The 15,007-nt window shown below is 72.2% G+C and carries 13 protein-coding genes and 1 pseudogene; 6 read left to right on the forward strand and 8 right to left on the reverse strand.

Going from position 1 to position 15,007, the window contains the following annotated elements:
* Window positions 1-106: 106 nt before the first annotated feature.
* The 4 genes and pseudogenes from ligD (at window position 107) to BS80_RS03165 (ending at window position 2,747) form a co-directional block, all read left to right on the forward strand.
* Window positions 107-1,003 (forward strand): non-homologous end-joining DNA ligase, encoded by an 897-nt coding sequence (ligD, locus tag BS80_RS03155; protein WP_035792300.1) that lies wholly within the window; start codon window positions 107-109, stop codon window positions 1,001-1,003.
* Between the two features lie 43 nt (window positions 1,004-1,046).
* A pseudogene (locus BS80_RS43750) lies at window positions 1,047-1,106 on the forward strand (muconolactone Delta-isomerase family protein); the annotation flags it as partial.
* A 50-nt stretch (window positions 1,107-1,156) separates the two neighbouring features.
* Window positions 1,157-1,330 carry a muconolactone Delta-isomerase family protein gene (locus BS80_RS43755; protein ID WP_332262147.1) on the forward strand — a complete coding sequence of 58 codons (174 nt, stop codon included), beginning with the start codon at window positions 1,157-1,159 and terminating at the stop codon, window positions 1,328-1,330.
* Between the two features lie 172 nt (window positions 1,331-1,502).
* A complete protein-coding gene (locus BS80_RS03165; RefSeq protein WP_035792303.1) occupies window positions 1,503-2,747 on the forward strand; it encodes a sensor histidine kinase in 1,245 nt (414 codons plus the stop codon).
* An 18-nt stretch (window positions 2,748-2,765) separates the two neighbouring features.
* Here the strand turns inward: BS80_RS03165 and ku are convergent, their stop codons facing one another.
* Window positions 2,766-3,887 (reverse strand): non-homologous end joining protein Ku, encoded by a 1,122-nt coding sequence (ku, locus tag BS80_RS03170; protein ID WP_035792306.1) that lies wholly within the window; start codon window positions 3,885-3,887, stop codon window positions 2,766-2,768.
* Between the two features lie 131 nt (window positions 3,888-4,018).
* Window positions 4,019-4,702, reverse strand: a complete 684-nt coding sequence (locus BS80_RS03175) for a class I SAM-dependent methyltransferase (protein ID WP_035792309.1) — start codon at window positions 4,700-4,702, stop codon at window positions 4,019-4,021.
* Window positions 4,703-4,821: 119 nt separating this feature from the next.
* Here BS80_RS03175 and BS80_RS03180 point away from each other — a divergent pair, with 119 nt between their 5' ends.
* On the forward strand, window positions 4,822-6,108 hold the full coding sequence (locus tag BS80_RS03180) for a phenylacetate--CoA ligase family protein (RefSeq protein ID WP_035792312.1): 1,287 nt from the start codon (window positions 4,822-4,824) through the stop codon (window positions 6,106-6,108).
* On the opposite strand, the gene BS80_RS03185 is transcribed toward BS80_RS03180, so the two are convergent.
* From BS80_RS03185 to BS80_RS03210, 6 genes are all read right to left on the reverse strand, one after another.
* Window positions 6,098-7,726 (reverse strand): asparagine synthetase B family protein, encoded by a 1,629-nt coding sequence (locus BS80_RS03185; protein ID WP_035792315.1) that lies wholly within the window; start codon window positions 7,724-7,726, stop codon window positions 6,098-6,100. The genes BS80_RS03180 and BS80_RS03185 overlap by 11 nt on opposite strands.
* Window positions 7,726-9,225 (reverse strand): hypothetical protein, encoded by a 1,500-nt coding sequence (locus BS80_RS03190; RefSeq protein ID WP_035792318.1) that lies wholly within the window; start codon window positions 9,223-9,225, stop codon window positions 7,726-7,728. The genes BS80_RS03185 and BS80_RS03190 overlap by 1 nt, the downstream gene beginning before the upstream one ends.
* On the reverse strand, window positions 9,222-10,244 hold the full coding sequence (locus BS80_RS03195) for a methyltransferase (protein ID WP_035792321.1): 1,023 nt from the start codon (window positions 10,242-10,244) through the stop codon (window positions 9,222-9,224). The genes BS80_RS03190 and BS80_RS03195 overlap by 4 nt, the downstream gene beginning before the upstream one ends.
* Entirely contained in the window at window positions 10,241-11,122 is an 882-nt protein-coding gene (locus BS80_RS03200) for a phytanoyl-CoA dioxygenase family protein (RefSeq protein ID WP_063771872.1), read from the reverse strand. Before BS80_RS03200 ends, BS80_RS03195 begins: the two co-directional genes overlap by 4 nt.
* Window positions 11,123-11,138: 16 nt before the next feature.
* Window positions 11,139-12,002: a hypothetical protein gene (locus BS80_RS03205; protein WP_035792325.1), complete on the reverse strand. Its 864-nt coding sequence runs from the start codon at window positions 12,000-12,002 to the stop codon at window positions 11,139-11,141.
* Between the two features lie 137 nt (window positions 12,003-12,139).
* Complete coding sequence (locus tag BS80_RS03210) at window positions 12,140-12,403, reverse strand: hypothetical protein (RefSeq protein WP_035792327.1); 264 nt, start codon at window positions 12,401-12,403, stop codon at window positions 12,140-12,142.
* Between the two features lie 305 nt (window positions 12,404-12,708).
* On the opposite strand from BS80_RS03210, the gene BS80_RS37445 reads away from it, so the two are divergent.
* A complete protein-coding gene (locus tag BS80_RS37445; RefSeq protein ID WP_051965813.1) occupies window positions 12,709-14,991 on the forward strand; it encodes an AfsR/SARP family transcriptional regulator in 2,283 nt (760 codons plus the stop codon).
* Window positions 14,992-15,007: the final 16 nt, after the last annotated feature.

Consider the following 15,007-nt stretch of genomic DNA (forward strand, 5'->3'; position numbering starts at 1 on the left):
CTTCGGCGTCCATCGGCACCTCCTCCGTCCTCCAGGATGGGCCCGACCGGGCCCTGTCCGCAGCGCACGGGGTGCGAGCGGGCCGCCGAGGACGTGCGATGGAGGTATGCCCGACCCCAACGCCACCGTCACCGAGGTCGACGGCCGCCGCCTGCGGCTGACCCACCTGGAACGGGTCCTCTACCCGCGGACCGGCTTCAGCAAGGCCGCCGTGCTGCACTACTACGCCCAGGTCGGCCCCGCCATGCTGCCGCACCTGCGGGACCGGCCGGCCAGCTTCCTGCGCCTGCCGGAGGGGGTGGAGGGCGAACGGTTCTGGGCCAAACGCGTGCCGCCCGGCGCGCCGGACTGGGTGCGCGGGCTGGACGTCGAGCACCATCGCGAGACGCTGCACCAGGTCGTGGTGGCCGACCTGCCCACGCTGCTCTGGGCGGCGAACCTCAGCTGCCTGGAGATCCACGTCCCCCAGTGGCGCCTGGCGCCGCAGACCCACGACCGGCTGATCGTCGACCTGGACCCGGGCCCGGGGACCTCGGTGGTCCAGTGCTGCGCGGTCGCGCTGGCCGCGCGCGAGCTGCTGGCGCAGGACGGCCTTCGGGCGTGGCCGAAGACCACCGGCAGCAAGGGCCTGCACCTGACCGTCCCGCTCGTCGAGACGCCCGCCGACCGGGTGGGCGACTACGCCCGCGAACTCGCCCGCCGCCTGCGGCTGGCGCTGCCCGAGCTGGTCGTCGACCGGATGGCCAAGCAGCTGCGGGCAGGCCGGGTCTTCGTCGACTGGTCCCAGAACAGCAGTGCCAAGACCACGGCCGCCGCCTACTCGCTGCGGGCCGGCGCCGAACCGGGCGTCTCCACCCCGCTGGCCTGGCCGGAGGTCGAGAGCTGCGGACGGCCCGAGGAGCTGGCCTTCACCCCGGACCACGTCACCGCCCGGGTCCGGGAGCACGGCGACCTGCAGGCCGCCCTGACCGAGCCCGCGACCGCCGGTACCCTGCCGGACTGACCCGCCCCGGGAACAGGAGAAGACCATGGAGTTCCTCGTCACGATGACCACCCGCGTCCCGGACGGGACCTCGGAGCAGGCCGTCGAGGAGATCCGGGCCCGCGAGGCCGTACGGGCGCGCGAACTCGCGGCGCAGGGCCACCTGCTCCGCCTGTGGCGCCCCCGCTGCGGCCGGGCGAGTGGCGCACGCTCGGCCTCTTCGCCGCCGACGACGGCGCCCGGCTGGAGGAGGTGTTGGCCTCCATGCCGCTGCGCGTCTGGCGCACCGACGAGGTCACCCCGCTGTCGCCCCACCCGAGCGACCCGCAGCCACCTACGGCGGGGTGAGGGTCCGGACTATCCGGACCAGGACCCTGGTCCTCCCCCAAGATCCGACTCCGGGCCCGTCGGTCGTCGGTCGAGCGATGGAAGGATGGTTCGCGCACGACGACGGCGACGGCGCACCGGTCCGAGCCCGGGGCGCGGGCCGCCGCACCATCCGCAGAGGGAGACCACCAGCATGGCGATGCGCCGACCGCTGCCGCCGGACGCACCGCAGGCACCGCAAGCACCGCAAGCACCGCAGGAACCGGGCGCCGACTCCCCCTGGACCCGTAACGACGCGCTGGTGGCTGCCACTACGGCCGTCCTGGACCTGTTCACCTACACGATGACCAACCTGGACGCCCACCGCTCGTTGAGCGTCCTGGGGCTGCTGCTCAGTGTGCTGGCGGCGCTGCCGCTGCTGTTCCGGCGCCGGCACTCGTTCGCGGTCCTGGCCGGGGTGCTGGCCGTCAACCTGGCCCTGAACCTGAGCGCGCCGTTGTCCCACCGCGTGCCCTGCACCACCGTGGTGGCGCTGTTCGCCGTCACCCGTTACCGCCCGCTCACGGTCACCGTACCGGCGGGGCTGGCCACCGGACTCGTCACGCTGCTCAGCCGCGGGCCCCAGCTGAGTCTGAACGGGACGGACTGGCTGGCCGGCCTGCTGGCAAGCGGGCTCGTGGTCGGCACGGGCGCCGTACTCAACCGCTGGCAGCGCGAGGTGGAGGTCCGCCGCGCGCTGCTCGCGGAGCGTGCGGTCTCCGAGGAACGGCGGCGGATCGCACGGGAGTTGCACGACATCGTGGCCCATCACCTCACCACCATGCAGCTGATGGCCGGCGGCGCCCGGGCCAACCTCGGCGGCGACACCGAGGTGGTGCGCGAGGCCCTGGTGACACTGGAGAGCTCCGGGCGCCTGGCGCTGCGCGAGATGCGCCAACTGCTGGACGTCCTGCGGGCCGATGACGAGCACGAGGCGACCCCGGCCGCGCCGCAGCCCGGCACCGCCGACCTCGAACGGATCGTCAACGACTCGTGCCTGGCCGGCCTGTCCACCGAGTTCACCGTCCACGGCACCGCGCGCCCGCTGCCGCCGACCACCGACCTGGCCGTCTTCCGGATCGTCCAGGAGGCGCTCACCAACGCCCGCAAACACGCCGGCCCGGCCAGGGCCCGGGTCAGCCTGACCTACCGGCCGGAGTCGGTGACCGTGGAGGTCCGCGACAACGGCTCCGGCCTGCCGGGCCGAACCGCCGGCACGGGCGCAGCGGTGGGACCGGGCCGGGAGGGCGGCGGCTACGGCCTGATCGGCATGCGCGAGCGGGCCGCACTGCACGGCGGCAGCCTGGTGGCCGAACCACTCGCGGAGGGCGGGTTCCGCGTCACCGCCAGCCTGCCGCTGGACCCGGCCGAAGCCGCCGAGTGGGCGCAGACGTTCTGAGGCGTGGCGCGGTACTGGCTAGGCGCTGCGCAGGTGGGAGCGGCGGGTGGCCGGGGTGGCGTGTTCGACGGCGTCCTGGAGCTGGTCGCGGGTCATCGTGGAGCGGTGCGGGATCTCCAGGTCGCTGGCCCGTTTGTACAGCTCCGCCTTGGTGAGCGCGTCCAGGCTCTCCTGCGAACTCTTCGCGGTCCCCGTGCTCTTGCGGGTCGCGGCGGCCTTGAGGGGTTGCCGGGCGCTGGTGCTCTTCTTGCCCCCGGCCGGCTTGGGACTACGGCTCGACGACGGCGCGCCGCTGCGGGCGCCCCGGCCCGTGGCGGGCTCTGCCGCAGCGTCCGCCGCGGGCTCCTCGGCGGGCCGCGGGCCGGCACTCTCCAGACTGCGGTTGAGGATGTCCATGAGGTCGATGACATTGGTCGCCTCGACCGGACCCTCGGAGGCGGCGATCTCGCGTCCCTCCGCCTTCGCCTGGACCAGCTCGCGGACCTGTTCGCTGTAGGTGTCGTGCCACTGGCCGGGGTCCCAGTCGAGCGAGAGCATGTCGATCAGCTGCTCGGCCGCCGAGAGTTCGAGGTCGGAGACGGCGATGTCCTCGTCGGGGAGGTTGTCGACCTCGCGGCGGGGGTCGCGGACCTCGTCGGCGAAGTGCATCGTGTGGGCGGTCAGGATGCCGTTCTCCGCCCTGACCGCCGTCAGGCAGGTCTTGCCGCGCATCGCGAACATCGCCAGGCCCGCCTTGTTCCGGCGCTCCATGGCCAGCTGGAGCAGTCGGTAGACCTTCGCGTACTCCTTGCCCTTGGGGCCGACGTAGTACGTGGTGTCGAAGTAGATCGGCTCCACCTGGTCCAGGTCGACGAAGCCGGTGATCTCGATGGTCTTGGACCGGCCGGGGGCGATCTGTTCCAGCTCGTCGGGCTCGACGATGACGTACTCGCCCTCGGCGAGCTCGAAGCCCTTGACGATCTCGTTGTAGGGCACCTCGTCGCCGGTGCGCTCGTTGACCCGCTTGTTGCGCACCCGGTCGGCGGTGCCGCGCTGGATCTGCCGGAAGGAGACTCCGTGCGACTCCGTGGCGGAGTAGAGGGCGATCGGCACCGTGACCAGCCCGAAGCTGAGCACTCCCGTCCAGAGCGGTCTAGCCATGGCCACAACCTCCAACGACCGGTGTCGGCGATGCCGCGCGAGCCGCCCGTACGCACCGCGGCGGCACGAGCGGCGGGAGCAGCGGGCACCCGGCTTTCCATGGTGCTCCCGTTCCGGGCCTGGCGCCGCCGCTACGCGACCAGCCGGGCGGCGTAGTGGTGGCGCCAGGACATCACGTCGACCATCCGCAGGCCCACGGTGGACGCGGCCTCGCGCAGGGTGTCCTGGTCCACCCAGACCCAGTCGAACCAGGTGCTGACGGCGGCGTCCCCCAGGCGCAGCCGCAGCTGGGCGTCGCCGGGGTAGCGGCCCGCGCCGAGCTGAGCGGCCACGAACTCCTCGTGCGGGCCGGTCGACATCCGCCAGTCGATGCTGGTCACGATCAGCTGACCGCCCGGCCGCAGCGCCGCGGCCAGCGTGCTCAGGAACCCGGGCACACGCGCCACGGTTCCCGCGATCCCGAGGTTCGCCCCGAGCAGGGTGACCGCCGCGTACCCGGCTCCGGCCGGCGGCTGCCAGGCGTCGCCGACCCGGCAGTCGTAGCCGGCCCGGGTCGCCAGCTCGACGGCCGCCGGGCAGCTGTCGATCCCGGTCGCGTCGATGCCGCGCTCGCGCAGCGCCTCGACGTGGCGCCCGGTGGCGCACCCGACGTCCAGCACCGGGCCGCCGGTGATCCAGTCCAGGGCGGCCACGTCGGCCGGCGGCCGCGCGGCGGGATCCCGCAGCCACCAGTCGAGATTGGACATGCTGCGGAAACCGTCACAGCGCTCGATCTCCAGTACTTCCGGGGCCACCGAGCGCAGCGCACGTTCCATGATCTCGTCCGGGCCGAGTTCGCTTTTCCGAGCACTCGTGGCATATTCTCGCATCATTGACTTCGCTTCCCTGTCCTTGTAGCTTTTTATCCGGCAGTCAATGACGAAGGGCAGGCCGAATGTTCAGCAGTCAGCACCTCTGTCGCCTTTTCTCCGGCGACATCACGGACTATCACCGGTTCATTGACGAACTCTTCTCCCGGCGCGTCGCGGACGTATTCTCCGACATTCCCTTCTATCGGGATCACCTGGCGTCGAAGGGGCTCACCCCGGCTGACTTCCGTGGCATATCCGACCTGTCGAAGCTGCCCGTGGTGGATCGCCGCACACTGCAGAGCCGACCCGTCGAGACATTCGTCAGTGCGGCCGCGCTCGCCGCCGGGCTGCCGTCGCCCGCCTATACGTCGGGGACGAGCGGGGAACCGCTCCAGCTCTATGCCAGCCGGGATTTCTACATAGCGTCCTTCCATCTCATGCAGCTGGCCTACGGGGGGTCGGTGCCGTTCACCGCCTCCTGCCTCTCCGAAGTGGACAGGGTGCTTCCCGAGCAGGACGACTGCCAGGTCCACTTCATCGCGCGGAGCAACAGCGTCGCCCAGCTGTTCGAGCGGCTGAAGGAGATCCGGCCGCAGGTCGCACTGCTCGGCCCGCGCCGCTGGCGCAAGCTGGTCGAGCGGTACGGCCATGAGCTGGCGGACCTGAACCTCGTGGTGGCCGGCGCCGCGGGCGCGGCGTCGACCCCGGAGGAGCGGGCCTACCTCAGCGGCTTCGTCGGCTGTCCCGTGGTGGACATGTACGGTGCCACCGAGCTGGGCGGGGCGATCTTCGAATGCCCGCGAGGCCGGGAGCACGTCCTGGCCCACCACAACTACCTGGAAATACTCGACGACGACGGAAATCCGGCCGCGCCCGGCCATTCCGGGAATCTGGTCTGGACCGCTCTGGACAATTCCATCATGCCGCTCATCCGTTATCAGATCGGCGACACCGGGCAATTCGCCGTCGATCAGGAATGCGACTGCGGCTGGAACGGTCCGATTGTCCAGGGGGTCGGCGGCAAGGCGAGAGAGAAGATCGTCTTCCCCACCGGCATGACGCTCAACGCTTTCAAGCTCAATGTCGAGGTGCACCGGACTCCAGGGCCTCCGCTGTTCGACGACTACCGCTTCCGGCAGGCGGAGGCCGACCTCATCAGGCTGTCCGCGGTGCGGTCGAACGATTTCAGCGAGGATATGCTCGGCGATCTTCTCTCCCGTATCGAAAAGCTGCTCGGCGGTCATGTCCGGCTGGAACTCGTCTGGGTCGACGCCATCGACCAGCCGATGGACAAGCCCGTCTATTTCGTCTCGCTGGAACAGTCCCGCCGGGAGGCCGCGGCCGGTGCCGGCGCGCCGGTCACCCCTTGACGTCGAAGAGCCGGGCCCAGGCGGCGAAGCAGGTGACCCGCCACAAGCGCAGGACCTCGGTCTTGCCCGGGCGGGCCGCCCTCGCCGCGTCCGTCGGGCCGCGCAGCCCGGCCGCGTCGAGCAGGCCGGGCCACTCGGCCGCGGCGTTGGCGGCCTCCTCCCGCAGGCGGTCCAGCGAGGCGAGCAGCCAGGTCATCTCGACGCTGGAGTAGCTCTTCTTCTCCGCGGGCCGCAGCAGGGTCTCCGGCACCAGCCCGTCCGCCGCCAGGCGCAGCACGTACTTGGTGCGCCCGTCCACCAGCTTGTGCTCAGCGCCGAGACCGAGCGAGAGCTCGACGAGCCGGTGGTCCAGGAACGGCGAGCGCGCCTCCTGCCCGAAGGCCGCGCCGATCTCGCGGTTGTAGCGCAGCAGGATGGGCAGGGCGCCGTAGCGCAGGTGGTGGCGGCAGAGCTCGCCGAAGGACCCGATCGCCGGGAACCGGCCGTCCTGCATGGCGGCGACCCCGGCGGGCCGGACGTCGTCCGCCAGCCAGCCCAGATCCAGCGACAGGTCGCGGCCCGGTGTGAAGCACTCGGCCGGGTGGGAGGTGCTCAGGAACGGCAGTCCGGGCACCCGCTGCCCCGCCGCGAGCGGTTCGAACGAGCTGTGCCAGGGCACGTAGCCGCCGAGCAGCTCGTCGGAGCCCACGCCGTCCAGCGTCACCCGCACCCCGTCGACGGCCATCGCCTCGCAGGCGGTCCAGTGCGCGGCGGCGATCGAGCGCTCGTAGGGGACCTCCAGCGCGGCGAGCAGCGCGTCCCTGCGGTCCAGCAGGTCCGCGCCCCTGACGTCGGCGCGGTGGTGCGGCGCCCGCCTGCGCGCCACCACCTGCGCGACGATCTCCTCCTGGTCGTGCTCGGGGATCCCGAAGCACGCCTTGTAGGAGGAGACGGAGGTGAAGGCCGCGATCGTGGAACTGTCGATTCCCCCGGACAGCAGCAGGGCGGTACCGGACGAGCCGGCCGCCAGCCGCACCGATTCGCGCAGCCGCTCCCGGAACTCGGCGGCGGCCTCCGTCGCGGTCAGGTCGAGCGTGCCCGGCTCGGGGAGGCGGTACCACGGACGGATGGCCTGCGCGGCGGCGCCGGGGCGCCAGTTCCCCGCATCCAGCTCCAGTACGGAGCCCGGCGGCAGCTGGTACACCCCGTCGAGCAGGGTGTTGTCGTCCTGGTCGGTGAACCCGTTGACGAGGAAGTCGATCGCCGCCGGCACATTCAGCCGCCGGGACCCGCTGTCGGCCAGGACCGTCATCCGGGTGGCGAAGGTGACGCCCCGCGCGTCCTGCGACCAGTAGACCGTCTTCAGGCCGAGACGGTCACGGCCCACGGTCAGGCGCCTGCGGTCCTCGTCCCACAGCGCGAAGACGAACTGCCCGTCGACGGCCGCCAGTCCGGGCACTCCGTGCTCGGCCAGGACGCCGAGCAGTGCCTCGCCGTCGGTGCGGCCGCCTTCGCCGGCCGGGCGCAGCAGACTGCCGGTGAAGGCGAGCGTGTACGGACCCCGGCTCACCGTGGTGAGACTCGCGCCCCACGTCGGGGGCCGGCCGTCGCCGGTCCAGCGGCACAGATACTCGTCCATCAGAACAACTGCCTCTCACGGTCGGACGACAGGACCGAGCCCTGCTCGGAGTGCGGCGCGGATGTGCTCGTCGGGAGGACGAAGGGGAACAGGTTGAGCCGCCACCAGCGGGGGAACCCCTCGGGGCGCAGCGATTCGGCGCCGGTTCCCCCGCGTGCCGTCACGGTGTAGGAGCGCCCGCGGTACCGCACCGCGACCGTCACCTCGGCCGGACGCGTGGCCGCCCGGCAGACGCGCTCCAGGGCCTCGAAGAAGAAGTACGGGCGGTATTCGTAGTCCTGCGGCTGGGACAGCACGGTGCGCGCGAGTTCCGCGGCGCCGTCCGCGCGGTCGATCTCGTCGGCGCCCGGCAGGCCTTCGACCGAGTCGACGCACAGATACCGGGCGAGCTGCCAGAGGCGCCAACGCCCCGGGAACACCAGGTGGTTCCAGTCCTTGCAGTGCAGGTTGCTGAACATCGTCATGCTGAACTCGGTCTTGAGACCGAGATAGGGGGCCAGCCCGTTCACCGTGTACAGCGCCAGCAGGACGGCGGCGGCCGGCCAGGCGCCGCCCGCGTCCGGCGATCCGGGATGCCAGGCGGACGGCCCGGTCAGCGCCTGGACGATCTCCACCACGAACCACGCGGTGAGCAGGCCGAAGCAGGTCTGGATGACCCAGGCCACGCCGCGGTGCCGGTAGGGGAGTTGCCGGTTCGCCCGGCGCGGGGTGATCAGCCACACCATCACGCAGGCGACCACGCCGGCGACCGCGAAGCCGGTGGCGGAGTGCGGCACCGGCCAGGACGAGCTCAGCGCGGTCGGCAGGAACGCCGCCAGTCCCGCGTACATGACGGCCGAGAAGTTCACGATGCCCAGCAGGGCGAGGCCGAAGTGGAAGACGATTCCGGCGAGCACTCCGGTGTAGCGCGTCTGCGGCACCATCAGCAGGACCGGGATGCCCAGTTCGTACACCAGCGTGCTCACCACGGCATAGCGGCGGGCCAGTTGGACGAGCCACGGCGCCTGCACGCCGCGGTCCCAGCACATGAACGCGGCGAACGTGCCGGCGTAGCCGTCCAGGCTCAGGAAGCTCCGGTTGAGCTTGTGCGTGAAGGCCGCCAGATAGGTGATGATCATCAGCCACTGCACGCTGACGATCACCAGGGCCCGGCTCTGCTGTTCGCTGCCCCCGGCGGCCCTCAGGCCGTCCGCCGCGAGGACGGCGGCCAGCATGAAGGCGCCGAGCACCAGGTGGTTGGAGACCCGCAGCGAGTAGCTCGCGATCACCAGGACCAGCAGGACGAAGACCGCCAGGTGCGCCGCGACGGCGGACGGCTGGACCGCCATCCAGGCGCAGACCGCCATGAACGCGACGTGCAGGGCGTAGTGCGCCCGCGAGCCGAGCCGCAGTCCCAGGGTCGGGACGAAGCAGCGCCGCAGGTACTCCTCGCCGTCACGGGTGAGGTAGAGCAGCTCGTGCGCCAGCAGCGCCGCGCCGAGCAGCCTGATGACGGTCACTGCGGCCGACGCCCCGCGACGACGGCGTAGAGGCCGAACGACTGCTGGACCGTGACGTCCACGAAGCCGGCCGCCGTGAGCACCGCGGCCATCTCCTCCCGGGTGTACTGCTTGCCCCGGTGGCTGAGCAGCATCGTGACCGACAGGCAGGCCGCCGCGAGCGGGCCGTCCTTGCGCGCGTCCAGCGGCAGTTCGTGGACGAGGACCGAACCGCCGGGCCGCAGCGCCGCGTACGCGCGACGCGCCAGCTCCTCGCAGGTGGCGGGGTCCCAGTTGTGCCAGACGCTCGCGAAGAGCACCGCGTCCTGGTCGGCGGGCCAGGGTTCCTCGCCCAGCATGTCCTGGTCGGCGGTGAAGACCCGGCCGTCGAGCCCCTCGGCGGCGATCCGCTCGGCGGCCAGCCGGCAGACCGGCCCGCGGTCCAGGACCACGCACTCGATGCCGGGGTGTTCCCGGGCGACGGCCATCGCCAGGCTGCCGGAGCCGCCCGCGACGTCGAGGAACCGGCGGGCCCCGGCGAGCGAGGGATGCGCCGCCAGTGCGGCGGCGGCGGGCCGGGCGAAGGCCGCCATCCGCTCGGTGAAGTCGCGGACCTCCTCGTCGGGGAGCAGGCTGACGTCTCCCGCGAGTGGCGTGATCGCGCCGTCGCCCGGGCTGGACGCCTGGCGCAGAGCGGTCAGCCCGGGGTCGTCCGGGCGCAGGAAGCGACCGCGGTAGAACTCGCTCGACCGCAGCAGATAGGTGGCCGCGACGTCGGTGAGGGTGAACCGTCCGTCGTGGTCCGCCCGCAGCAACCCCAGCGCGGCCTCCACCGCGAGCATGGCCTCGGCGGCGCGCGGCGTCGTGCCGAGGTGGTCGGCCACCTGCGCGGCGTCGGCGGGACGCGCGGCGAGCAGGTCGAAGAGGCCCAGATCCATGGCCAGTTGCGTCATCGGCAGGACGTGGCGCCCGTGCCGCAGTTCGAGCAGCAGGGTGTCGTCGGCGACTGCGGCGGTGTCGATCGCACCTGATGTCGTCATGGCTGCTCCACCCAGTTCTCGTACATCGGTCGGAGCACGGCCGGAAGCGCCTCGAACTGGGCGGCCGTCAGCAGCGGAGCGCTGTTCGCGCGCCCGTCCATGAGCTCCTCCACCAGCCGCGCGTCCGTCGAACCCGGCCGCCGGACCTCCAGGTTCAGCCACCACGGGGCGTACCGGACGGCCAGCGCGACGCGCGTCTGGTCGGACGTGTTCGGCGCCACCGCGTGCCACAGGCGGGCGTCGAAGAGGATCGCGCTGCCGCGGCGGCCGGTCACCTGCAGTTCGCCGCTCTGGGGCGTCGCGGCCAGCTCGTCGTTGTCGCCCGTCGGGTTGCCCGGCCGGCGGTGGCTGCCCGGGACGAGCAGCGTGCCGCCGTTCTCCTCGGTGAAGTCCGTCACCATGAACAGCGCCGACAGGTGCATCACCATGTCCCCGTAGGGTTGCGGGATGTGCGCCGCGACCGTCTGGTTGTAGGGCCAGTCGCAGTGCCAGAAGCCGCGTTCGGCGCCGGGGAGCGTCACGATGCCGAAGTCGCTGGACACCCGGACGTACTCGCCGAGCAGCCGTCGGACGGCGCCGAGGACCCGGTCATCGGCGACGAACGAGGCGTGCGCCCCCAGCCGGGCGACGATCGCGGCGGCCTTGGAGACCCGCTGGTAGCGGGTGGTGTCCGTGCTGCCGTTGCTGGTCCGGGTCCACGACTCTCCGCGGGCCTGCGCCTGGGCCCGCTCCTCGGCGAGGATGAGGTCGTGGACCAGGGGGATCTCGTCCTCGGGCATGACTCCGGGCACCAGACACCACCCCTGGTCGCGCAACTGAGCCACGAGGGAGTCGGTTTCAGGTGGGGCAAGGCCGTCGAGGCCGGCTGGGGTGGTCACTGTAGGTCTCCCTGAATCACAGTTCGAGAAGGTCGGGAAACTCTCCGCGGCCGTGGCTGCGCACGGCGCCTTCGGTCTGCTCGACCGTGAGCTCGTTGAAGATGTGCAGGCGGTTCTGGTAGAGCGCGCGGATGCGCTCGCCCGCACCGTCCGTGGCCCACTGCTCCATCAGCAGTGCGGTGTAGCCGATGTGCCGGACCTCGTCCTTGACCAGGCTCTCCAGGATCCGGCGCGAGGTCGGCTTCTCCTGCGTGGGCGTGAAGCCGAAGATGATCGGGGCGAAGAGGTGCATGTGCAGCCGGGTGCGGATCTCGCCGATGTTCATCTGCACCAGGTGGTCGATCAGGTGCTCGTGCGGGACCGACACGGACGTCTTGTCCAGCGGCCGCGTCCGGATGTCCGGCATGGTGGCGGCCAGTCGCGTCCCCGCGCCGGGCGGCAGGAAGGCGGGAAACGCCGTCTCGGTGAGCCGGACGAACAGCCGGGAATGCGCGGACTCGTCCCTGGCGTGCTGGAGGACCTGCTCCGCGGCGACGTCGTCGTGGTGGACGCCCTGCCAGAGCGTGAACAGCTTCTCCGACCCCTCGCTCTCCGCCGGGCCGTTGGCCAGGGTGACGCGCGCGGCGTATCCGGGGACGGTCGTGGCGCAGTGCCAGAAGAATTCGGCATAACGCGGACGGGCGAATACCGGCTGCACATCCTGGAAGGCGGCCGTGAGTGCGTCGGTGTAGTGCGGAAGTTCGTGGTCGGTGTACTCCCTGACCACGTTCAGCAACTGCTCCAGATAGTCTTCGGGGCAGACGCGCTTGACGTAATCCTTCAACGCGGTTCGGGAGAGCGCGTCGCGGTCGCTGGTGGAACTCTCGATGCTGCTCGTCATCTCGTACGTCCTGCGGCGTAGTAGGGCGTGCTGGAAGGTGGCCCGGGCCGGCCGCGGGTGATTCCTTGCGGCCGAGCGGCCGGCCCGGGCCTTCATGCCTTCATGCCTTGGTGCCTCGGTGCTTGGTGCCTTGGTGCTTAGAGGGACGCCTGCTCCGGCTCGACGAAGCTGGCGTTCCACGCCCGGTACGACGCCTCGAACTGCGCCGGCTCGGTGAAGCTCGCGTTCCACGCCCGGTACGACGCCTCGAACTGCGCCGGCTCGGTGAAGCTCGCGTTCCACGCCCGGTAGGACGCCTCGAACTGCGAGAAGTCCTCGGGCATCTCGATGGTCGCGATCGCGGTGAGCGCGCCCTCCTGCTCCGGCGACAGCTCGAAATTAAGGGTGTCGGACAACTTCATAGAAGTAACCCCTCGACTCGGTGCGCCACCTCGGTCCGGCAGCGCTGTCGGCGACGCTAAGGAACCTTTTTTCGGCAGTCAACGACTCGCCGCGTAAACTGCCCGAAGGGGCCAGCTTCGTCATCACGCGAACGGTAGTCCGGTGGCGTTCTGTTCGGGCGCGGGTGCGACGAGGACTTCACGAGGGCCTCCGCCGCACCCGCCACCACGACGACCAGGCACGATGCGCCCGGACGCGACCGCTTAGACTGCGGACCCGCCCCGCGACGCAGGGGCCAGTGGGATGGGATTGGGGACGCATCGGCATGGGCATACGCCTGCTCGGTCCGGTCGAGCTGCGGCATCCGGACGGCAGCCTCGCCGAGGTCGCGGGCGCCAAGCGGCGCGCGGTGCTGGCCCTGCTCGCCCTCGAACTCGGGCGCAGCGTCCCGATCGAGCGGTTCTTCGAGATGCTCTGGGGCGACGATCCCCCCGCGCAGGCCCGGGCCGCCCTCCAGGGGCACGTCGCCGCCCTGCGCAAGGTCCTGCACGGCACCCCGTTCACGCTGCACACCCGCGCGCCCGGCTACCTGCTGAGCGGGGACGCCCAGCAGGTCGACGCCCGGCGGTTCGAGGAGCTGCTCGCCGAGGCCGAGGCCCTGACGGACCGGGCCGAGGCCGCCGGACTGTGCGAACGGGCACTCGCGCTCTGGGGCGGGGCGGCACTGGCCGACCTGCCTGACACCGAGCTGCGCCACGCGCTGGCCGGGCGACTCGACGAGACCAGGACCCGGGCCCTCACCACCTGGGCGCAATGCCTGCTCGGGCTCGACCGGGGGGCCGCGGCGATCCCGGCGCTGGAGCAGCACGTGCGCTCCGACGGGCTGCGCGAGCAGACCGTGGCGCTGCTGGTGCGCTGCCTGCACCAGGCCGGACGGTCCTCGGCCGCGCTGACCGCCTATCACCTGGCCCGCCGCCGACTGGACGACGAGCTGGGGATGACGCCGGGACCGGCCCTCCAGGCGGCGCTGGCCGCCGTCCTGGCCGAGCCGCCGGCTGCCGGGCCCGGCCTTGGGGAGCCCGGCATCGAGGTGCCCGACCGCGTGGGGCCCGACCGCGAACGGCCGGGGGACGACGGCGGCCGAAGTCGCGGTCGCAGCGGGCCGGCCGGACGGGTCGGCGCCACGCTGACGCTGGTGCCCGTCCAGCCGCGCGTCTCGACGGAGCCGATGCCGGTGATTCCCGCGATGGAGGCGGCGGAGGCGGCGGGTTCCCCCGGCGGGCGGCCGGCGGTCCAGTCGCTGCCCCGGCAACCGCTCGGCTTCGTCGGCCGGGACGCCGAGACGCAGTGGCTGGACCGCGAGTGCGGGGCCGACCGGGTCGGCAACGGACTCGCTGTGCTGATCGGCCCGGCCGGCGTGGGCAAGACCGCCACCGCCGTGCGCTGGGCGCACACCGCCTCCCCCGGGTTCCCGGACGGGCAACTCTTCGTCGACCTGCGGGGCTTCGACCCGGCCGGGCCGGCCGATCCGGACGAGGTGCTGGCCGGATTCCTGCGCGCCCTGGGCCTGCCGGAGGCCTCGATTCCCCAGGACCCGGCCGCGCGGGCCGCGCTCTACCGGGAGGAGACGGCACAGCGCCGGCTGCTCGTGGTGCTGGACAACGCCCACAGCGCGACCGAGATCTCCGAACTGCTGCCGGCCGGCCCCGGCTGCGCGACCGTCGTCACCAGCCGCAGCACGCTGGAGGACCTGGTGGTCACCGAGGGCGCGGCCATGCTGCGGCTGGAGACGCTCTCCGACGACGTGGCCCGGCAGCTTCTGGAGCGGATGGTCACACCCGAGCGGGTGCGCGCCGAGCGGGAGGCGGCCGTGGAGCTGGTGGCGCTCTGCGACCGGCTCCCGCTGGCCCTGCGCATCGTCGCCGGCAAGCTCGCCGCCCGCCCCGCGTGGTCGCTGGCCGACCTGGCGGCCGAGTTGCGCGACGAGCGCACCCGGCTGTCGGCGCTGGACATCCGCGGGGTCGCCAGCGTGCGCACCGGACTCTTTCTGACGTACTGTCAACTGCCGATCGAGGCAGCCAGGTTGCTGCCCCTCCTGGCCGTCCATCCGGGCGTGGAGGTGGACGCCTGGTCGGCGGCCGCACTGCTCGACAGCGGCCTGCCGGCCGCCCGGCAGGCGCTCGGCGCGCTGGCCGGCTACCACCTGCTCGTCGAGAGCGCCCCCGGCCGCTACCGGCGCCCCGACCTGATCCGGCTCTACAGCCAGGAGTTGAGCGCCAGCCGGGGAGCGGCCGCACAGCAGGCGGCGCACAGCAGGCTGTTGAACTACTATCTGGCCGGTGCCCACCGCTCGGCCGCCGCCCTGCGGGCCTGCGGGCAGTTCCCACGGCACCTGGAGTACCTGGCGTACCTGGAACTGCCCGACTATCCCTCGGACCGGCTTCCCCGGCTCGACGACCCGCGGGCGGCACTCGACTGGGTGCGCGCCGAACAGCCCGCGATCCGCGCCCTGCCGTCCGCCCCCACCGGCGCCTGCGGTCACCCGGAACAGGCCGCCCGGCTGGCCGAGTTGTGCGCCGCGTTGAGCGAGATCGCGCCGCTGGTCTGAGGATCCACCGGGCGGG

Origin of the sequence: Kitasatospora mediocidica KCTC 9733, assembly GCF_000744225.1 — a bacterium.
GTDB classification, from domain to species: domain Bacteria; phylum Actinomycetota; class Actinomycetes; order Streptomycetales; family Streptomycetaceae; genus Kitasatospora; species Kitasatospora mediocidica.